General features: G+C 29.1%; 12 protein-coding genes. 6 read left to right on the top strand and 6 right to left on the bottom strand.

Annotated features, from left to right (window positions below):
• The first annotated feature begins 334 nt into the window (after positions 1-334).
• From Ccar_RS09765 to Ccar_RS09755, 3 genes are all read left to right on the top strand, one after another.
• Positions 335-3,745 (top strand): methyl-accepting chemotaxis protein, encoded by a 3,411-nt coding sequence (locus Ccar_RS09765; RefSeq protein ID WP_007059704.1) that lies wholly within the window; start codon positions 335-337, stop codon positions 3,743-3,745.
• A 357-nt stretch (positions 3,746-4,102) separates the two neighbouring features.
• Positions 4,103-5,077 carry a glycosyltransferase family 2 protein gene (locus Ccar_RS09760; RefSeq protein WP_007059705.1) on the top strand — a complete coding sequence of 325 codons (975 nt, stop codon included), beginning with the start codon at positions 4,103-4,105 and terminating at the stop codon, positions 5,075-5,077.
• Complete coding sequence (locus Ccar_RS09755; RefSeq protein ID WP_007059706.1) at positions 5,067-8,141, top strand: GtrA family protein; 3,075 nt, start codon at positions 5,067-5,069, stop codon at positions 8,139-8,141. Before Ccar_RS09760 ends, Ccar_RS09755 begins: the two co-directional genes overlap by 11 nt.
• 142 nt (positions 8,142-8,283) lie before the next feature.
• Here the strand turns inward: Ccar_RS09755 and Ccar_RS27555 are convergent, their stop codons facing one another.
• Positions 8,284-9,321, bottom strand: coding sequence for a PocR ligand-binding domain-containing protein (locus Ccar_RS27555; protein ID WP_007059707.1), 1,038 nt, complete (start codon positions 9,319-9,321; stop codon positions 8,284-8,286).
• A gap of 524 nt (positions 9,322-9,845) precedes the next feature.
• Here Ccar_RS27555 and pepV point away from each other — a divergent pair.
• On the top strand, positions 9,846-11,237 hold the full coding sequence (gene pepV / locus Ccar_RS09745) for a dipeptidase PepV (RefSeq protein WP_007059708.1): 1,392 nt from the start codon (positions 9,846-9,848) through the stop codon (positions 11,235-11,237).
• Positions 11,238-11,428: 191 nt separating this feature from the next.
• Positions 11,429-11,821, top strand: coding sequence for a bacteriohemerythrin (locus Ccar_RS09740; RefSeq protein WP_007059709.1), 393 nt, complete (start codon positions 11,429-11,431; stop codon positions 11,819-11,821).
• Positions 11,822-11,895: 74 nt separating this feature from the next.
• Here the strand turns inward: Ccar_RS09740 and Ccar_RS27025 are convergent, their stop codons facing one another.
• The 5 genes from Ccar_RS27025 to Ccar_RS09720 form a co-directional block, all read right to left on the bottom strand.
• On the bottom strand, positions 11,896-12,057 hold the full coding sequence (locus Ccar_RS27025; protein ID WP_007059710.1) for a hypothetical protein: 162 nt from the start codon (positions 12,055-12,057) through the stop codon (positions 11,896-11,898).
• A gap of 169 nt (positions 12,058-12,226) precedes the next feature.
• Complete coding sequence (locus tag Ccar_RS09735; protein ID WP_007059711.1) at positions 12,227-13,123, bottom strand: chemotaxis protein CheX; 897 nt, start codon at positions 13,121-13,123, stop codon at positions 12,227-12,229.
• Between the two features lie 3 nt (positions 13,124-13,126).
• Positions 13,127-13,507, bottom strand: coding sequence for a response regulator (locus tag Ccar_RS09730; protein ID WP_007064615.1), 381 nt, complete (start codon positions 13,505-13,507; stop codon positions 13,127-13,129).
• Positions 13,508-13,790: 283 nt separating this feature from the next.
• Positions 13,791-15,086, bottom strand: coding sequence for a right-handed parallel beta-helix repeat-containing protein (locus Ccar_RS09725; RefSeq protein ID WP_007059713.1), 1,296 nt, complete (start codon positions 15,084-15,086; stop codon positions 13,791-13,793).
• Positions 15,087-15,112: 26 nt separating this feature from the next.
• On the bottom strand, positions 15,113-19,948 hold the full coding sequence (locus Ccar_RS09720; protein ID WP_156184566.1) for a DNRLRE domain-containing protein: 4,836 nt from the start codon (positions 19,946-19,948) through the stop codon (positions 15,113-15,115).
• A gap of 181 nt (positions 19,949-20,129) precedes the next feature.
• Here Ccar_RS09720 and Ccar_RS09715 point away from each other — a divergent pair, with 181 nt between their 5' ends.
• Positions 20,130-21,857 carry an ABC transporter ATP-binding protein gene (locus tag Ccar_RS09715; protein ID WP_007059716.1) on the top strand — a complete coding sequence of 576 codons (1,728 nt, stop codon included), beginning with the start codon at positions 20,130-20,132 and terminating at the stop codon, positions 21,855-21,857.
• Positions 21,858-21,903 lie beyond the last annotated feature (46 nt).

Here is a 21,903-nt window from a genome sequence, read left to right as displayed (position 1 = left end):
TCGAAAAAATACTATATAAGTAAATAATAAAAAATATTGTATTTAAATATAATTTTGTTATTTAAATCATCTCAAACTTATTACAGCTTTTGAATATGCATATCAGGGCTTATCCTACCAGTTAAGCATAAAATATCAATTTTTAATTTTGAGTAAGTCAGTTAAGGATATATAATTTATACTTTTAGCATGATTATACTCTGGAATTCCATAAAACATTTTTAATAGTTAAAGATAGGAAGTGTTAACAATGATAGGAACTTGATAAATTATAAATATACCACTTGAAAATACAGTACAAAATAAATTTTGCAAAAATTAGGGAGGTATAGTAATGAAATGGTTTTCTAATTTAAAAATTAGTACAAAATTGATGTTTGGTTTTATAGTAGTAGCATTAATGTATACAATGAGTGGGATTTATGCTATTAATCAATTAAGTCCTTCTTCAAATCATGGTGCTGTTGATGTCAATAGAACCATGATGACAATGATTGGAATGATTATCTTTGTCATTATAATGTCCATGCTAATTGGATTTTTTATTTCAAGATCAATTGCAATTCCACTTAAAAAAATATTATATGTAATTCAAGAAATGGACCAGGGACATCTTAGTGAAAGAGTGAAAATAGATTCCAATGATGAAATAGGACAAATATCTAAAGCAATGGATAATTTTGCAGATGAATTACAAACAAAGGTTATTGGAGTAATGAATAGTATCTCTCAAGGAGATATGAGTATGGACATAATTGAAAAAAATAAAAAGGATGAAATATCTCCAGCTTTAAAGAAAACTGTAGAATCTATAAAATCTTTAGTACAAGATGTAAATATGTTATCACAGGCTTCTTTGGAAGGTAAATTTGAGGTAAGAGCAAATGAATCCAGACATCAAGGAGATTATAAGAAAGTTATAGAAGGGGTAAATGGAACCTTAGACACAGTAATTGATAAGGTTGTATGGTATGAGGCTATTATAGATGCTATTCCTTTCCCAATTCATGTAACGGATAATGATATGAAATGGACATATATGAATAAGTCTTTTGAAAAGCTTATGATTGAACAAGGAGTTATTAGGGAGCGTAACTCAGGTTATGGATTAGCGTGCAGTCATGCAGGTGCCAATATTTGTAATACAGAAAATTGTGGAATAAAGCAGCTGCTTAGAGGTAAAGCAGAAAGCTTCTTTGACTGGTGCGGCATGAATAATAAACAAGATACCTCATATTTAAAAAATAAAAAGGGCGAAAATGTTGGATATGTTGAAGTTGTAACAGATTTAACACCTATTATTAAAGTTTCTGATTATACAAAAAATGAAGTTAAGAGACTTGAAGAAAATTTAAAATTGTTATCAAAGGGAAATACTAATTTTGATTTTAACATCAAGGAAGCAGATAAATATACTGTAGAAGTTAATAAACAGTTTGAAGGAATAAATAACAGCTTAAAAGATGTTAAGAGTGCAGTTGATGGACTTGCAGCTGATGCGTCAATGTTATCTGATGCAGCTCTTCAAGGTAAATTAAATACTAGAGCAGATGCTGAAAAACATCATGGAGACTTTAAAAAAATAGTAGAAGGAGTAAATTCTACTCTTGATTCAGTAATAGGACCATTAAATGTTGCAGCAACCTATGTAGATAGAATAGGTAAAGGTGATGTACCATCCAAGATAACAGATGATTATTCAGGAGATTTTAATGAAATAAAGAATAGTTTAAATAACTGTATAGATAATGTAACTTTATTATTAAAAGATGTAAATATGTTGGCAGAAGAGGCTATAGAGGGTAGATTTGAGACAAGGGCAGAAGCAGTGAAACATCATGGTGATTTCAAAAAAGTCATAGATGGTATAAATGGAACTTTAGATACAGTAGTTGATAAGGTTGTATGGTATGAGGCTATTATAGATGCAATTCCTTTCCCAATTCATGTAACGGATAATGATATGAACTGGACATACATGAATAGAGCTTTTGAAAAGCTAATGATTGAACAAGGAGTTGTTAGGGATCGTAAGTCAGGTTATGGACTAGCATGTAGTCATGCAGGTGCTACTATTTGTAATACTGAAAAATGTGGAATAAAGCAGTTACTTAGAGGCAATCCAGAAAGCTTCTTTGACTGGTGCGGCATGAATAATAAACAAGATACTTCATACTTAAAAAATAAAAAAGGTGAAAATGTTGGATATGTTGAAGTTGTAACAGATTTAACGCCTATTATAAGGGTTAGTAATTATACAAAAAATGAAGTCAATAGGCTTGAAGAAAACTTAAAATTACTGTCACAAGGAAACACTAGCTTTGATCTTAATATTGAAGAAGCAGATAAGTATACTGCAGAAGTTAATAAACAGTTTGAAGGAATAAATAACAGTTTAAAAGATGTTAAAAGTGCAGTTGATGAACTTATATCTGATGCTTCAATGTTATCTAATGCAGCTCTTGAAGGTAAATTAGATACTAGAGCAGATGCTGAAAAACATGGAGGAGATTTCAAGAAAATAGTAGATGGCATAAATCATCTAGTTGAAGCTGTAGTAAAACCTATTAAAGAAGTTACTAATGTTATGAGTGAAATTTCAAAGGGTAATTTAGATGTTTCTGTTAATGGAGATTACAAAGGAGAATTTTTACTATTAGCACAATCTGTAAATAGTACAGCTGTAGATTTGAGGCATGTCATTGAAGAAATATCAGGTATTATAGAACAAATAGCTGAGGGCAATCTTGCTATTGATCATGTAAGAGAATTTAAAGGAGATTATGTAAGTATTTCTAATTCATTAAATACAATATTAGATTCTTTAAATGATGTAATTGGTGAAATGAATACTGCTTCAGAACAGGTATCCACAGGTTCTAGTCAGGTTTCAGATGGCAGTCAAGCATTATCACAAGGAGCTACAGAACAAGCTAGTGCTATTGAAGAGTTAACTTCTTCTGTAACTGAAATTGCATCACAAACTAAAGAAAATGCTATTAATGCAAATGAAGCAAATCAGTTATCTCTAAAGGTAAAAGAGAATGCAGAACAAGGCAATGTAGCAATGTCTGAAATGCTTAAATCCATGGCAGAGATAAATGAATCTTCAGCTAATATTTCAAAAATAATAAAAGTAATAGATGAAATAGCTTTCCAAACTAATATATTAGCACTTAATGCAGCAGTAGAAGCAGCAAGGGCAGGTCAGCATGGTAAAGGCTTTGCTGTAGTTGCTGAAGAAGTAAGAAATCTTGCAGCAAGAAGTGCAAATGCAGCTAAGGAAACTACAGCACTTATTGAAGGTTCAATAGATAAGGCTGAAAAAGGAACTGAAATTGCAAATGATACAGCAAAAGCTCTGTATGAAATAGTAGATGGTGTATCAAAGGTAACCACTCTAATAGCAGAAATAGCAGCATCTTCTAATGAGCAGGATACTGGTATTTCTCAGATAAATTTAGGACTTGAACAAGTATCACAGGTGGTTCAGACCAATTCAGCAACAGCAGAAGAAAGTGCAGCAGCAAGTGAAGAACTTTCAAGCCAGGCAGAAATTCTTAAAGATATGGTTTCTAAATTCAAACTTAGAGGTGTCAATATGAATTTATTTAGAAAAGAAGTAAATTCACATAAAAATAGACAGCCGCAAAGTGGACAAATGAATTTATCTTTTAAAGAAGCAGCGTTTTCATCAAATAAACCTAAGATTGCACTAAGCGATAAGGAGTTTGGCAAGTACTAAAATATTAAAAGTTGAAGATGGAAGATTAAAATTTATATAAAAGCATCTAAGTTATATTTTTAATTTAGATGCTTTTACTTTTTATAAGTTTTGCACATTATAAAAATATAATTGTTTTTTAACCTTGTAAAATTAATAAATAAACTAAAAATGACAACAAGCTTAAAAAATGTAGATGAATATGATATAATGTGTATGCAAATTTACAATAATGGAAGTTTAGATGGTATAATGTAAGTATATAATATATGGATCGCATGTATTTAAATAAACAAGTATAACTTAAATTTGTCAATTATTTTTCAATGAATTAAATATGTTTTTGTAATAAAATGTATTAGAAGAGGAGGGTAAGTTATGAAATTAACTGTGGTTGTACCTTCTTATAATGAAGGCAGTGCTATAAGATTAACTTATGAAAAATTAAAGGATATATTGAAGAGCTATTGTTTAACACAAAAGTATGATTATGAATTTATTTTTGTTGATGATGGCAGCAGGGATGATACTCTAAATGTGATTAAGCAGTTTCAAAGATTTGATACTCACGTTAAATATATATCTTTTACTAGAAATTTTGGCAAAGAAGCTGGTATTTTAGCAGGGCTTGCTTATTCCAGTGGTGATGCAGTGATTTTAATGGATGCAGATTTACAGCATCCCCCAGAATTAATTCCTAAAATGTTGGAGTATTATATTGAGGGATATGATCAAGTAGTTGCAAAACGAAACAGAACTGGAGATTCAAAATCAAAAACACTTTTCTCTAAATTATATTACAAAATGGTTAATCATTTAGTGGATGTAAAGCTTGAGGATGGCGTAGGAGATTTTCGTCTTTTAAGTAGAAGAGCTGTAAAAGCTTTACTGTCCATGCATGAATACAATAGATTTTCAAAGGGTATGTTTTCGTGGATCGGCTTTAATGTAAAAGTAATTGAATACGAAAATCAACAAAGAGTTACAGGGACAAGTAAGTGGAGTTTTACAAAACTTGTTCAGTATGGAATCGATGGTATATTATCATTCAATAATAAACCTTTGAGATCAACATTGTATTTAGGTTTTATAATGGTGGTTTTAGGAATAGCGTATATACTGTATTCCTTGATCCGTGTTTTAGTAGTTGGAATTGATACTCCAGGATATTTTACTATAATATCAGCAATTTTAATTATGGGAGGTGCGCAGCTTTTATCAATTGGTGTAATAGGTGAATACATTGGTAGAATTTATTATGAAGTAAAAAAACGTCCACATTTTCTTATAGAAGAAACAAATATTGAAAGAGTAAAACAAAAGCGCTACTGGGAGGACAAATATGAGGCATAAGATAAAGCAATGCTTTAAGAATTTGGTAAATAAAGACAGCAATATTTGCAATTTTTTACGATTTGGTATAATTGGAGTAATTAATACAGTTCATTATTATATATGGTATCTTCTTTTATTATGGGTGACAGTTCCATATGTTGTAAGCCATACTATTGCCTTTACTTTGAGTATGATTGGATCATATTTTCTTAATTGTTTCTTTACCTTTAAGGTAAAGCCAACTTTAAAAAAGTTTATTAAGTATCCACTAACTACACTTGCTAATTATTTAATTTCTACATTTTCTTTAGTTTTGTTGGTTAGAATTTTAAAAGTAAGTCCTTCAATTGCGGCACTTTTAGCGTCCATACTTCCAATACCAATAACATTTATAATGACACATAAAATATTGAATTCAGATGCACGAAATGAAAAAAAACTTCATATATATATAATTAAAAATTTGTTTGCACTTGTTATTTTATTTCTTTTTTCTTTAGGATGTCATTTATATATTTATCAAAATGGAAAGCTGTTTGGAAAGATAGGCTTAGATAATGCTTCTCAGCTTATGTACTTTGTTACATTCCTGCAAAAGTCTTTTATTTCCGGACAGCATTTTTGGTCATGGAGTTATGGACTTGGAGGAGATATTCTTGGTGAATTTACTTATTACTATACTACAAGTCCATTTTTTTATTTAATGCTCATATTTAGAAAATTAGGTATTGGGACCTTGACTTTAGGTGGTACTGTTCACTGGAGGTTGATTTTTAGTATATTCAGGCAATTTTTAGCTATGGCAATTTTTTATTTATTATTAAAGTATGAGAAAAAAAGTACATATACATCTTTAATAGGAGCTGCTACATATGGTGGATGCATTAGTTTTATATGGTTTTCTCTCTTCTTTGATTTTATGGCAGATTCCTATGTATGGCTGCCTCTTACTATTTTAGGATTGAGGATGTATGAAAATACTAAAAAGTGGTATCTTCTTGTTATTAGTGCAGCATTAACTGTAGCTAATAGCTTTTACTTTGGATTTATTAGTTTTATTTTTTACATAATATTTATTATTGTATTTACTAAGATTCATGGAAAGAATATTAGAGAAAGAATAAGTTCATTTTTTAGTAGTATTTTAAAATATGCTGTATTTGCTGCAATGGCTGTAGGATTATCAGCTGTGGCATTTATTCCTTCTGTTTTAGCATTTTTAAAAACAGATCGTTTTTCAACTGAAACTAAGACTCCTTTGTTTCATACCCTTAACTATATGCTCACAATCCCTGATAGATTCTTTTTTTATGCTAGTGTTTTAGGATTTCCACTAATTATGCTAATTATTTTTGCACTGCCATGGAAAAAGTTTTCGTGGATGACTAAAAGAAAAACAGTGCTTGTAGGTATATTTTTTCTTATGTTTTTAACTCCTTATTCTGGAGCGTTTTTTAATGGACTTTCATATTCTTCTGATAGATGGTTTTATTTATTTATATTTGCAGTAGCTTATGCAATTCCAGATTGGCTGGAGGAAAATGATAAATTTAAGAGTGTAGGTTTAGTTTTCTTTTCTGCTATTGCTGTATTATCAATAGTACTTTATCATTCAAAACAGTTAAAGGGATTTGATTTTAACATTCAAAGCAGAGAAATAACTGATAAAATAAATATTCTAATTTTGTCTGTAGGGCTTATATGCCTTTTAGCAGTAGCTTTAAAGAAGTATGTTTCAAAAAAATATGTAAAGCTTATTTTAAACTGTATTATAGTTTTGTGCGTAATGGTTGGTCTTATAACCAATAGTAATAGTTACTTAAGTATTTCAAAACCTGATATGACAGGTGAAGCATTAAAAAATTCTTGCATGGACAATGAAGAAGAACAGCGAATATTTAGCAAATTGACTCCATCTAAAAATGAATTTTATAGAGCAATTTTTAGAAATGCAGCTCAAGAAAATGCACCTATGAGTTATGATTATTATGGTACAAGTACATATAACAGCATGGTTGATGGAAATCTTCATAAATGGTTAAAGGTTGATCATAATATTTTAAGTACCTTTGTAACTCCTAGTGCATATAAAAATTTTGATGATAGATTATTTTTAGGAACCTTTTTTGGAAGCAAGTATATAGTTGACAATAAATATGATACTCCCTTTAATCCTTATGGATACTCGCTTGTTAAACAAACAGATAATTATAATGTGTATGAAAATAAGAACGATGTGGGCTTTGATTTGTGGTACAACACTACCATGGACAAAAATACTTATAATAATATGAATGTTGCACAAAAAGATTCAGTACTTCTTCAAACAGCTGTGGTTGATAAAAATGTATCTGGGTTAAAAAGTTCTTCAATTGATAATTCAGTAGATGAGCTCAAATTGGATTGGGAAAATGCAACTACTAAAAATATGAAGTATAAAGATGGAGTCATAGAAGCTTCAGATAATGCAACTATGAATATTCCAATTAAAAATTATAAGCAGAATGTTAATGGTGAAATATTATTTTCAATGAATTTGAAACCTGAAAATGGACAGGAATTTAGATTAATGGTTAATAATAAAATTACAATTAAATCAGAAGAACAATATCCTTATGTATATCCCATTTATCAATATACCTTCACATTTGATGGAAATACTGATATGTTGAAATTAAGTATTTCAAAAGGGAAATATAAAATTACTAATTCACATGTATGGTTTAATTCATATGAATCTTATACAGACTGGGTAAATGCAAGAAACAAGTATAATATGGAAAACCTATATGTAGACGGCGGAAAAGTTAAAGGAACAATAAAAAATAATGAAAAGGGAATAATGGCCTTTAATATACCATTTAATAAAGGCTGGTCAGCTAAGGTAGATGGAAAAAAACAAGAGTTAATTAAGGTGAATGGAGTTCTTATGGGCCTAGTTTTAGAGCCTGGTTCTCATAATATAGAAATGAGTTTTGTTACGCCTGGACTTATAATTGGAGGCTTTATAAGTGCTGCTGTAGTTATCTTTATAATAATGCTTTATATTTTCAGCAATAAAAGAAAACCTCACAATGATTAATGTAAAATAATACAGTATTTTTTCAAATAATGTCTTTAAAAACAAAGTTATGATTTAGATATATTAAAAAGAGTTTGTCATAATGCATATGTGCATTTTGATAAGCTCTTTTTTAGTGAACTACAAAGAAATTATAAGAACATTATATACTTGAGTTCAAAGATTCAGCTAGTTCTAATGATGCATCTATTTTTTTCATAATATCGTCTATATATTGTTTATGATTTTCTATTACTACACCAGTTTTACTAACGCCATCTTCTACTGATTCCATTCCGTTTCTTATACTATTTAATATAACTTCTATTTTTTTTGCAGAATCCACACTTACTGAAGCTAATTTTCTTACTTCGTTAGCAACTACAGAAAATCCCTTACCTTGTTCACCTGCTCTTGCTGCTTCTATGGCAGCATTTAAACCAAGTAAATTGGTTTGGTTTGCTACAGTTCTTATGAAACTCAATATATCATCAGTTTCGTTAACCTTTTCCTTTGATTTAGAAGAAGATTCAAGCAAGGAACCAGAAGTTTCTACAAGAGAATTTACTTGTGATGATAAATTATGAATTCCATCAGATAATGCTTCTATGTTTTTTATTAAATCTTTAGCTATATTTTTGAATTTGTCTGATTTCATAATATTTATTTTTTTATCATAACCCATTCTTGATAGAGCATTGGCAAATATAAAAATTAAGTTTGCTGCAGATTCTATTTTATCCCTTGGTACAATTGGGATTTTTCTTAGTGCATTTATGTATTCATCTTCATTAACACCTATTTCTCTAGCTATTTTTCTAAATTTTTCTTCCTCAGGAGGAGCATCCAATACTTGTCCACCCACTATAGAGCCTATTTGCACACCATCTACAACAATAGGTGCTGCAAAATCCACTAAACCAGCATGACAGCTGTAAATAGCAGGTTTGTTAGTTTTTGAAGCTGTTCTTCCACCTTCAATATCACAATTTATACATCTTTTATTGCCTTCTACTGATCCTCTGGTATATTTCATACAAAAGTCTGAAAAATTACTAGGAGATGTAACATTACCTTCCTTATTATCTACTGAAATACTGGCCATACCCATTGCTTTTGCAAAATTGTCTTGAAATTGTTGTAATAATTTTAAATCAATAAGAGAACTTATAGTAAAATCAAAATCATTTTTAGAATCCATAGTTATCAACCTCCAAGCATAGTCTAATTTAGCGTTATCAGTATTAGTATATATTTCGGTTAAAAACAATATTTTTAGACAATACTGATAATATAAAATTAATGAAAAATTAAGTATAATATGAAATTTCATAATTTATTACATTAATTATACAATAATCTAGGTTATTGTACAAGTTATGAATTTAACATAATTCAATTTTATATTAATTATGACATATTTTTATATCATTTACATTATACTACAATATTTTAAACATGTTACAATTTTTTTGTTTAGAATAAAATTTCTACAAAATATTTTGATACAAAATTGAATGAAAATTATCATTATAGAAATATAAATTCAATAAAAAATTCATAACTATTGAAAAAATATAATAACCGGTATACAATATAATCATGTTAAATGCAATATTAATTTATGAAAAAAAGTATGGATTACTTTTGTATTAAAAGTAGTTGCATTTAAAAAATTTCATATGACTATATTATGAATAACATTAAAGAATAGGGGGAGTTAATATGAATCTCAATGAAAAAATTGATGGTTTAAAGGAAGAGCTTATTAAAGCAAGTCAAGAAGTAGTAAAAATTAAAAGTATTGAAGAAGAAGGAAAGCCAGGCATGCCTTTTGGTGAAGGTGTATCAAAAGCACTTGATAAGGCACTTGAAATTTCAGCTTCTCTTGGATTTCGTACATATAAGGAAGAAGAAGGCTATTATGGATATGCAGAATATGGTGAAGGCGAGGATTATGTAGCAGTTCTTGGTCATATGGACGTTGTTCCAGAAGGAGATAACTGGATTCATCCACCATATGGAGCAGAAATTCATGATGGTAAAATGTTTGGAAGAGGTACATTAGACGATAAGGCTCCAACAATGGCAGCACTTTTTGGATTAAAGGCTATAAAAGATCTTAATATGCCAATTTCAAAGAAAGTAAGAGTTATTTTTGGAACTAATGAAGAAACAGGAAGTTCTGAAATGCATGTGTACAATAAAAAGGAAAAAGCTCCAGCAGCTGGATTTACACCAGATGCTATGTATCCACTTATAAATGCAGAAAAAGGTATAAGAAGATTCCATGTTGTTAAGACTTTAAATTCTTGTAATTGTGATATTAGTATTAAATCACTAAAAGGTGGAATAAGACCTAATATGGTTCCAGATAAATGTGAAACTATAATAGCTGCAAAGGATACTGAAGCTGTTGTTAAAGCTGTAAAGGAATTTGCAGATAAAATGGGATATAACATGAAATCTGAAATTGTAAATGGAGATGTAGTTCTACATACATTTGGAGTATCAGCACATGGAAGTATGCCTGAACTTGGAAAAAATGCTGTAATGCATACATTTCAGTTTTTAGGAACAATCCTTAAAGGGGGTTGTGGCCTTGCAGATTATGTTAATTTCTTTAACAAAAATGTTGCATTAGAAACAGAAGGTACTTCACTTAAAATAGCATGTGAAGATAAACCATCAGGAAAACTATCATTAAATGTTGGAGTTGCGGACATTAATGAAGGAAAAGCAGATATGTGGATAGATATAAGATATCCTGTTACAGCTAAAGGTGAAGAAATTATGAATACCCTTTCTAAGGAATTTGGCAAGTGTGGTGCTAAAATAGAAAGAGTTGAAGCTCAAGATCCTCTTTATTATGCAGAAGACAGTAAATTGGTTACAACTCTTCTTAAAGTTTATAGTGAGCAAACAGGTGAGGAAGGAAAGGCTTATGGTATAGGTGGAGGAACTTATGCTAAGGAACTTCCTAATATAGTTGGATTTGGACCAATATTCCCAGGAAAACCAGATTTGGATCACCAAGCTAATGAATATATTGAAATTGATGATCTTATAATGAATGCTAAAATATATGCTCATACAATATACGAACTTGCTAAGTAAATAGTTATATAATATAAGATTTGATATAGTAGTTATGAAAATCACTGTCAATTTTATTGGAATCTAATAAATTTTGATGGTGATTTTTTACATGTGAAAATATTATATAATGATAGGAAGCTTTATCAAAACATGTTATAATTGAATATATAAATTCATAATAATAATTAATATAATGGGGGTAATAGTAAATGTTAGATTGGAAGGATAAATATTCTATTGGTGTAGAATTAATTGATGAACAACATAAGCATCTTTTTGAAATAGGGAATAAAGCAGTTAAATTATTAAAAAATGATTTTTATATAGACAAGTATGATAAAATTATTGAAATAATTCAAGAATTATGTGAATATACGGAGTTTCATTTTAAAGCTGAAGAAGGTTATATGCTAAAAATAGGTTCAAAACAATATGAAAGTCAGAAAATTGAACATGATGCTTTTATAAAAAAGATAAATTCTGTAGATTTGAACAAGATAGATAATGACCAACAAAAGTATCTTGAAGACTTACTTGCTTTTGTTTTTAACTGGATTATTGAGCATATATTACAAAAGGATAAGTTGATAAAAGAAAATTAATAAATACAAAACAAAGACCTTGTACTTTAAGAAGCGCAAGGTCTTTATAATTAAAATTAGGTACATATTTAGATTTAAATTTCTCTATATAAGTTCTTTTCAAATACGTCAATAATAGGAAATCCCTTTTGAGCACATTCATTAATTTTGCTAATCAATTCCTTTTTAGTCCAAAATTCATGATTAATTGTGGTTTCTTGCTTTATATCCTTATAAGTAAGTCCATAAAATTTCATTACTTTCCTCCTTTAATTTTGCCATAGGCATAATATTAAAAAATAAGTAAATATTCATGTACCAGTCTTTTGTGGATATTAGTGATTTGGCAAAAAAGATAACTGTATATTATGTTAAATTATACCACAATTAAGTATAATAATCAAATTTTGGAATATGGTAGTTGAATTATTCAATAATTGGAGTAGATTTTGAAATAATAAAGTCAACTTTTCCAAAAGAAAATACAATAGGTATACGATAAGCTTCTGTTAAATTAGTTAAGACACCTTTAGAGTGCATTTCTTGTGGATTTAGCTGAAGTTCAGTATTATTTTCAGACATATTTACAATAAATATTCCATTAACTAAATTTAAAAATTCTCCTATAGATTCTTGAGTATATCCATCATTTTCATCTAGATTTTCTTCAGTGTACCTTTTGGCAAATTCTAATAATGTTTTTTGGTCAGCAGAAATACATATATATAATTCAAAATCTCCATTAATTTTTTGTGAAGCAATGTAATTAAATTCATATTCATCTATAGGCATAATTTCTATAGGTCTAAAATCGCTATCAACAAACCTAATAATATTTTTAAGCAAAAGAGAAAAATATTTTTTATAAATGGCACCATAGGAACAACTGTCAAAATTATAAAATTTGTATATAATTTCATCTAAATTTTCATTTATTAAAAAATTGAAATCTTCATTACTAATACTATATGACATTTTATAATTATCAAGTGCTTGCTCAAATTCAGTAAGAGTCATATAATTCTTATCTAAGATTGCTTGTCTAACAAGCATATCCTTTGATTCCTGTTCAAAAAGTAAAAGTTCTAACTGTTCTTCGTTTAAAAGGCTCATATCAATTGAAAGTTCACCAAATTTTTTATCAATTCTATATTGCGTTTTATGTACCTCGTCAACATTATCCTTGGTCATAAATCCTGAATTAACAGCTAACTCACCTAATCTAACATGTATGGATTTTTGTAAATCTAACAAATTTTTTAATTGTTCAGGTTTAAGTAATTTCTCATTTAAAAGGTAATTGCTAAATAATTGTGTAAGCATAAATTACTGCACCTCCTCATTAAACTCCTTTAATATACTTTCAATTTTTATGTTTGCAAAAGGTTTTTGTATAAATTCACAAGCTCCTGCTTCAAGAGCTTTTTTAAGTAATGTTTTAGTACCTGATGATGATGACATGATAACCTTTGCACTTTCATCAAATTCAATAATTTCATTTAAGGCTGTAATGCCATCTTTTACAGGCATAACTATATCCATAAAAACCAAATTAGGCATATATTTTTTATACATATCTATGGCATTTTGTCCATCTGAGGCTTCAAAAATTTCAGTGCAGCCATATTTAAATAACAGTTCTTTTAGTTTTTTTCTTATTAGACTTGAATCATCACAAATAAGAACCTTTAATGAATGTAGTTCCATTGTCTTTGTTCTCCCCCTTATCATATAAAATACTTTTACAAATAGTAAATTTTATATTCATATATATTATTATACATTAATATGAAGGAGTATACAATATTGTATATTATTATACAAATTTGTACCACAAATTTCATAAATGTTCTATAAATACTAATGTAACATAAAAATAATTAAAGTTAATATTAAAACAGCTATTAGATTAATTAAATGCTCAACTTTTGCACATGTATTTTTTGAGTTAATATAAGCATAATGCAAAAGTTGAGTTGAATATAAATACTTAAACAGATAATATAGTTATAGTTTTAGTTCCTATTACTCCAGACATATCTTTTGCAGTTGCTTTTACAGTAACTGTATCTGCTGTTGAATTGGATTTAAGCACGCCATTTTCATCTATTGAGGCGCTGTCCTTTATGCCGCATTCCACAGACCAAATTACTCCAGAAATTGTTGGATTAGATGGAGATATACTTGCAGTCATATTCAATGTGCTGCCGTAATACATGAGGGAAATTGAACTAGTAACAGTAATGCTGCTAACAGGAGTAGATAAAGTTGTCATAGACTCATCCATAAACCAAGGTGCTAATTTTGGTGTTGAATTTTCAAAATTAAGTGTGGTTGGATTAGTTGTTCCCCAATAGTTTTGGGTAGCATCAAATCCATCATAGGAATTAAGACTTACTGTATTATTTTTAAAATTGTTATTTTTTAACGTTATACTCCAATGATCCAAAGTGGCACCACAAGCATTGTTAATACATTTATTGTTAGTAATATTAAGATTAGCTTGGTTTTCATATATGCCGCAGTTACAGTTTTTTATATCGTTTCCCTCAAAAGTACCTGGACCATATATAAGGCCTTCTATTCCATTACCAGTAGAATCTAAACCATCAATTTTGTTGTTTTTAATAATTATGTCACGTCCAAAAATAAAACCAATACCAGCTGCATATTTACCTGAATGGAACCCTTCTACTACATTTTCTTCAAAAGTGATATTGCTTGCACCATTTAAAACTTCTAATGCACAAAATTGATTTGTGCCTGGTTCACCTGGAGTACCTATTACCCTGCATTGACTTACAATACCATTTTTGAAATTTTGATCTAAGAACAATACAGCTATGCCAGAAGTGCTATTTCTATCAAAGGTAATGTTCCTTAACTCCACATTTTCACAATCATGACAAGATACTATAGTAGGACCTTTAGTTTCCACGCTAACAATGGTTTTTGAAATATGGTTTCCACTGCTATCTATAGTATCCGAACCTTTTATTATTACTGGAAATGTTATTTCAAAATTATCTTCGTAAAAAGTACCTTCTTCTAAATAAATAATCGGTATATCAGTAGAAGCAGCTAAATATGAATTATTAGGTGAATTAATTTTTTTATTATAATTGTATTCTTTTACTTCTTCATCTGAAAACACAAGGTTTTTTAACAAATCTTTCTTATTTTGTGCTTTTAATAAAAACGCTTCCTTTAGTTTAGAATCTATTTTTAATTTACATTCTTCAGTAGTAGTAACACAAATTTCACTTAAGGCTTTATTGTTTATCATAACGCATCTCTCCATAATATTATAATTTAACTAAATTCTTTTGCTTTTTCTAAAGCTTCTTTAATAGTTGAGAAAGCACTGTAACCGTAGATATAAGATCCACTGTTACCATCTGTATAATTAGGATTTACGTGTATATCCGTTTTTACGTTACTTAAAATAGTTTTTGAAGGATTAACATAATAAGGTACAAAGTTTGATGGACCTATTATTTTAGATTGTATAGTAGGCTTATAAGCAGTTCCCCACCAATTGTTAGGTGCATTAGTAGTTGTAGCAAGGTTATTTTCAATTAGATTGCCATTTAAAACTTTATTTGTTATGCTGTTTTTATCTATTTCAATAGTTGTTAAGTCAGCACCATCAAAACTTAAATCAGAGTTCATATTATCAGTTAGTTCATTGTTAATTATAGATATATCAGAAGGTACCTTACCTGAGATGCTGTGAATTCCTGCGGCTGTAGAACTGAGATATATTCCATATACAGCATTTTCATGAATTTTATTATTTTCAACATTTATATTCTTTGAGGTGTTTATCCAAATACCATATCCTTTGGAATCGTATATATCATTGTTATCAATTAAAAGTTTACCTTCAGAAGCTTTAACTGATTCAATGATCATTGCATGATTGTTGTAGCCTGATATTTGATTATTAATAATTGTTAAACCTTTAAAATCTATCATATCATCTAAGTGCTTTGGATCATCAGGAGGATAAAGGAAAGCTTCAGCATCATATCCCATATAAATTCCATAGTTACTGCCTTGAGGTGAATAGATTATATTGTCTGATATTATTATATTTTTATAGGACTGTTTATCTTGTTTATTTTCAATGCCTATATTCCAATCTCTAATTTCAAGGCCTATAATTTTTACATCATCTGCTGATATAGTGATAGCTGTTTCTGTGGCTATCTTTTCGCTTTTTTGCTTTAATATAACACCAGAATTGCCTTGTAATGTTATAGATCTCTTTATTTCTAAGGCTTCATCATATATTCCTGGAAGTAAATTAACTTTTATTATGGAATATACAATTATAGCAAATTTTAATACTTTAGTATCATCTACTGCAACTATTTTGTTATCTACTGGTCCACTGATGTTGGTTATGCTTTTGTCGGTTATAGGTATGCCTTCAAAAACGCCATCTAATTTAATAGTTGTAATATTTGATTGAGTAAGTGCAAATACCACTGCTAAAGAGTTATTTGCTTCAGCAATACTAGGATCAGTTTGTTCAAAACCTTTTACATCAATAGTACTTATATCTGTAACTCCACTTTGTATAGTAACATGGGTGATATTTTTTCCATCGATGGTCAAATTGTTAGAATTTAAATTTAAAGTTTCAACACTAGATCCATTATCTAAAGTCAAGCTTGTATTTCCAGCATCAATTTGAACGTTTTTAACATTTCCACCTTTAGTTATTTCAATATTTGTATTAGAACCATCTACTGCTAAATTGTTAACTGATGCTCCTTGATCAATTAAAATGCTTGAATGTTCTGCTTGGATATTTAAATTAGTGACTGAAGCATCATGCTCGATTGAAATATTAGAATATTGTGATTGTACTTCTAAATTAGTAACTTCAGAGCCAATTATTTGTAGTATTTGTACTGGTGTACCTTGTGCTGGAGGGTTAAGAATAATTTCTCCAACTACACTTTTTATAGGTGTTCCAGATGAAGTATCTTCATCTAATATGACTCTTGCATTACCAAAGAAACGCAATATAGGAGTGTTTATTCCATATAAATGAATACTATTAACATCTCCTGAAAGTACTCTTGTTCCTAAAGAAGCAGTTACATTATGCAAAGTTATACTTGCATATGGTCCTATATCTATAATTAACTCTCCATCTATAATTAAATTGTTTAGTTTACCTTCATCAGCACCAATACCCAAGGTTACATTTGGAGTTGTTAAAGTGAATTTATTAGTTCCATCACTATCTAAAATAACGTATTTATTTATAGAAAGAGCCTTGGTCAATGTTATATTATTTAATAAGGATATATGGCCTACAGAATCATCTGAAAGTGCATTTGTTAATTCTGTTTCATTACTTACAGTAACATCCTTTAAGGTTTTTTTAGATATTTTTATTTTATACACATTGGATACTACTTTATCTTGAGATGTGGATTTTACTGAAATTACATCATTAATTTTAAAATCATAGGAAATCCATAGTGTTTTATCAATTACAGTAATTTCTCCATTTCTTACTACTTCTACTATTACAGTTGTATTAGGCTCATCTTGTGTTATGCTAATACCTGTTGTAGTATCAGTACCTACCTCTAAAACGGCACCATCAGGATTGATATCTGTTATTAAAGCTTGACTTAAATCTACACTGTAATTTTCTATTTTTATAGAACTTAAATTAGCATTGTGACTTTCAAGTACACCATTTATTAAAGTTTCATTGGTATCAATAAAATATATAAAACTTTCTTTTAAATTATATTTTACATTAGATATTAAATTATCTTTAAATTCAGTAGTAGACTTTTGAAGACCTTGAAGTTCTATTGCTGCACTAAATATGCCATTTGGTTCCTGTGTTTCTATTGGAGTAAGTGGATTATTCCATACATTATCCACTACATTATTTGTAACATTAATATTAGTTGACATAAAGAATTGTTTAGTTTCAGTATTTAAGGTTTCTACAAATATACCATGTCTTGCTGTATTATTTATAATATTTAAAGCTGCATTTAAAGTGTTAATAGGTGAAGGAAGTGCTTTAGTTCCTTCTTTGTAAGCTATTATACCATCACCACAAGCTGCTTTGCCTTCAGGTCTTACTATATTCTTGATTATATTGTTGTAAATACTGCAGTTATCTCCATGAACGTATATACCATTTTGTGCAAAGTTATTACCATCTACAGTTAAATTTTCAATGGTTACATTACTGCTGTCTGCTCCAATAACTGCACTATAAGGAATAAAACTTAAGTTGCTTATATTTTGTCTTGCTGATATTGTAACTTGTCTAGATATTCCACTTAGTATAACAGATCTTTTTATTTCTATTGGAGTAGATATATTTAATATATCCTGTAAAACATTAATAGTACCTATTTCTGTCCAATTTGCAAGTGCATATCTTAAATCACTTTCTGTAGAAACACCATATATTATATGATTTTTTGGTAATTCAGGAATATTGGTATACGTTACACGTTTATGCAAATCAAAACCTTTAAAGCTGCTGCCTGTAATATTTATATTGGAAGGTATACCTTGATTGTCAATTATTGAAATACCTATAAAATCGTTATTAGATGAATTTTCAAATTCTGCGCTTATATCCATATTGCTGCAGCTGTCTTCAATTGTAATAGAAGCTTTACTGTTATCTTTAAATTTAGTTTTAGATACGCTGCAATTTGTAACATTATTAAATACTAAAGCTTCACTGCTATTTGTAAATTCACATTCTGTAATTTCTATATTAGATAAATTTTTAAAATTAAATGCAGTCTTAAAATCTTTCATGTGCACATTTTTTAAGCTTACTGAACTCTTAGTTAAAAATTGTCCTATAAAATTAGCACCATTTGTATTTGGTAAACCTATAATATTTAAATTTTCCAAAGTAATTTTTATATCTGTAAAGGAATTTACATACATATTCATATTAGATAAAATTAAATTAGTAAGGAGATTACCATCATCATCAACCATTCCTGAAATGGTGATATTTCTTGAAGCATCAATAGAATGATTGGATATACTAAAATTACCTGCTGGAATATTAATGTTATTTATAGAAGCATCATCTAATGCATTGGATAATTCTTCATTATCTTTAACCTGACCAACTACATTAAAAGATATATTTGGAGAATGTTTAACTGATTTAGGATTTATGCTTATATTCGCAGTTCCAGTTTTATTTATCGTAATTTGTCCACTTTCATCTACTGGTATATTAATATCATTAGAACTATATTTTAAAGCTACAGAATTTTCATTTATAATATTGCTTTGTGCCATAACAGGACTTCCTGTAGGCAAGAATAATTTAGGTTCTTTTATAATTACTAATGATATTCTGTCATATTTTCTCGAAGATGAAGTAGCAATTACTTTATACTCTCCATTAACAACTTCCACAGACTTTTCTGAAAACCATACTAAACCATCATCGCTTATTTCCAAAACAGCTAAAGTTTCTTTCATTCCAGCTTTTTTAATTTTATAAGCTGCTGAAAAATTATTACCAAGTTGATATAAATTAGTGCTTTCTATTGATACATCTCCATTTTGCTCGCTGTCAGTAACTAATTTTGAATCATCATATTCTACGATGAGACTGGGCCACATAGAAGCTTGAGTATATTCTCTACTTCTGAACCATATAAAGGATGAAGCACTCTCAGATGCTATTACTTCTATTCCATGAACAGCTTCAGTTTTATTATTTAGCCACTGTTTAACAATTGATGTAACATCAATATCAAAATATCCATTCAAATTACCATCAGTTAGCATTGAATTATAACCTATTTCGTCGTGAGAAGGCTGATTGTTCCAGTTAACCTCCATTTCTTTAAAATTTTCAAGTAATTTATAAGCAGTTACTTCCTGACGGCCTGCTTTATCTTTTTTATATACATATAATCTTAGTAATACTCTTACAATGCTTACTTTTGAAAATATTGAAGAAATATCAAACTTTAAAAGGGTTTTATAGTAATCATTTCCTGATGAAGAACTTCCAATTAGTAATGAATCTGATTTTCCAAAATTAATCGTTGAGCTATACTTGCTTATACAAGTGTCTTCTATAGGTAAAAGTATTTCTATCAAAAATATCATCTCCTAAATTTATTGCTTTGATGTATACAGCTTTAGTCATATTACATAATATGCTGATGAGATTTTTTGGATATAAAGATTTGAAAATATGTTATATAATTAAATTGCTAAAGGTTCATATGGTAAAAACATTGCGTCGTAATTTGCTTATAATGTAAAATTAAAAAAAGAGGTGAATGAAGTGAAATTCTTAATAAAGTACATAAAAAACTACTGGAAATTGTTTATAGCAGCAGTAATATTCTTAACTATTGAGGCCTTGTGTGATTTAATGCAGCCTACAATAATGTCTAAGATAATAGATATAGGTGTCGCAAATAAACAAATGGATTATGTAATGAATAAAGGACTTATAATGCTTTTAATTACAGCACTTGGTGCAGCAGCAGCTTGTGGAAGAAATATTTTATCCAATTATGTATCTCAAAAATTTTCAGCAGAACTTAGACTGGATCTTTTTAAGAAAATACAAGGTTTTTCCTTTGATAATTTGGATAAATTTAAAGGGGCATCACTTGTAACCAGGTTAACTAATGATGTAACTCAACTGCAGAATTTTTGTAATGGACTTATGAGAATTTTTGTGAAGGCTCCTCTTGTATGTATAGGAAGTATTATAATGGCTGCTAAACTTAATCCTCGCATGTCTTTAGTATTAGTTGTAGTTGTGCCAATTGTAATAATTTTCATATTTACTAACATGCAAATTGGTTATCCATTTTTCATTAAGGTTCAAAAGGCTTTAGACAGGGTGAATACTGTAATGAGAGAGTATTTATCTGGAGTTCGAGTAGTTAAAGCCTTTAATAAGTTTGATTATGAGATTAAAAGATTTGAAGGTGCAAATGGGGAATTGGCATCAGCATCTACTAATGCAATGAGATTGATGTCTGTGTTTTCACCAAGCATAAGGTTAACAGTGAACTTAGGGATAGTAGCAGTTATCTGGATTGGAGGATTTCGTGTAAATGATGGAAATATGTATGTAGGTCAAGTAATTGCCTTTATTAATTATATGACACAAATTCTTTTTTCTCTTATGATGATATCTTTTGTTTTTACAGTATTTGTTAGAGCTAGGGCTTCTGCTGAGCGTATAGGTGAAGTATTTATGGAAAAAAACGAAAGGAATGACTCTGGAGCTATTAAAATAAATGCTAAAACAAAGGGTAGGGTAGATTTTGAAAAGGTCTATTTTTCATATGCTACAAATAAGGGAGAACCTATAATTAAAGATGTTACATTTAGCTGTATGCCAGGGGAAACAATAGGAATCATAGGAGCTACAGGCGCAGGAAAAACAAGTCTTGTTAATTTGATACCTTGTTTTTACAATGTAACTAGTGGAGCAGTTAAGGTAGATGGAATAGATGTCAAGTATATTGATTTGAAAAATTTAAGACAAAAAATATCAATTGTTCCTCAAAAATCTATATTGTTTACAGGTACTGTTAAAGATAATATAATTTGGGGAAAGGAAAATGCTTCAGATGAAGAAATAAGGAATGCAGCAATTATGGCCGAGGCTCATGATTTTATTTCTTCCTTTCCAGAAGGTTATGAAACGAAAATAGGTCAGGGAGGCGTAAATTTTTCAGGAGGTCAAAAACAGCGTATTTCCATTGCCCGTGCATTAATTAAAAAACCAGATATTCTAATATTAGATGATTGTACAAGTGCTGTAGATGCAGCAACAGAAGCAAAAATTAGATTATCTTTAAAGAAGCATTTTAAAAATCTTACTTGCTTTATAATAGCTCAGCGTATTACAAGTGTTATGGAAGCTGATAAAATAATTGTAATGGATAATGGTGAAATAGCTGGTGTTGGTAAACATGAGCAGCTTATGAAAAGTTGCAATATCTATAAAGAAATATTTTATTCACAGATAGGTAAAGAGGTGGTGTAACGTGGCTCAAGGAGATAAAGGCCCAATAGGTGTTGGTAGAAATATA

The sequence above is a fragment of the Clostridium carboxidivorans P7 genome, from assembly GCF_001038625.1.
GTDB lineage: Bacteria > Bacillota > Clostridia > Clostridiales > Clostridiaceae > Clostridium_AM > Clostridium_AM carboxidivorans.
Note: the sequence above shows the minus strand (reverse complement) of the source record. Positions and strands in the feature narration are given on the sequence as shown.

Coding starts and splice junctions, on each gene's coding strand:
- Ccar_RS09765 (WP_007059704.1), top strand. CDS start 335: ATGAAATGGTTTTCTAATTTAAAAATTAGTACAAAATTGATGTTTGGT.
- Ccar_RS09760 (WP_007059705.1), top strand. CDS start 4,103: ATGAAATTAACTGTGGTTGTACCTTCTTATAATGAAGGCAGTGCTATA.
- Ccar_RS09755 (WP_007059706.1), top strand. CDS start 5,067: ATGAGGCATAAGATAAAGCAATGCTTTAAGAATTTGGTAAATAAAGAC.
- Ccar_RS27555 (WP_007059707.1), bottom strand. CDS start 9,321: ATGGATTCTAAAAATGATTTTGATTTTACTATAAGTTCTCTTATTGAT.
- pepV (WP_007059708.1), top strand. CDS start 9,846: ATGAATCTCAATGAAAAAATTGATGGTTTAAAGGAAGAGCTTATTAAA.
- Ccar_RS09740 (WP_007059709.1), top strand. CDS start 11,429: ATGTTAGATTGGAAGGATAAATATTCTATTGGTGTAGAATTAATTGAT.
- Ccar_RS27025 (WP_007059710.1), bottom strand. CDS start 12,057: ATGAAATTTTATGGACTTACTTATAAGGATATAAAGCAAGAAACCACA.
- Ccar_RS09735 (WP_007059711.1), bottom strand. CDS start 13,123: ATGCTTACACAATTATTTAGCAATTACCTTTTAAATGAGAAATTACTT.
- Ccar_RS09730 (WP_007064615.1), bottom strand. CDS start 13,507: ATGGAACTACATTCATTAAAGGTTCTTATTTGTGATGATTCAAGTCTA.
- Ccar_RS09725 (WP_007059713.1), bottom strand. CDS start 15,086: ATGATAAACAATAAAGCCTTAAGTGAAATTTGTGTTACTACTACTGAA.
- Ccar_RS09720 (WP_156184566.1), bottom strand. CDS start 19,948: ATGATATTTTTGATAGAAATACTTTTACCTATAGAAGACACTTGTATA.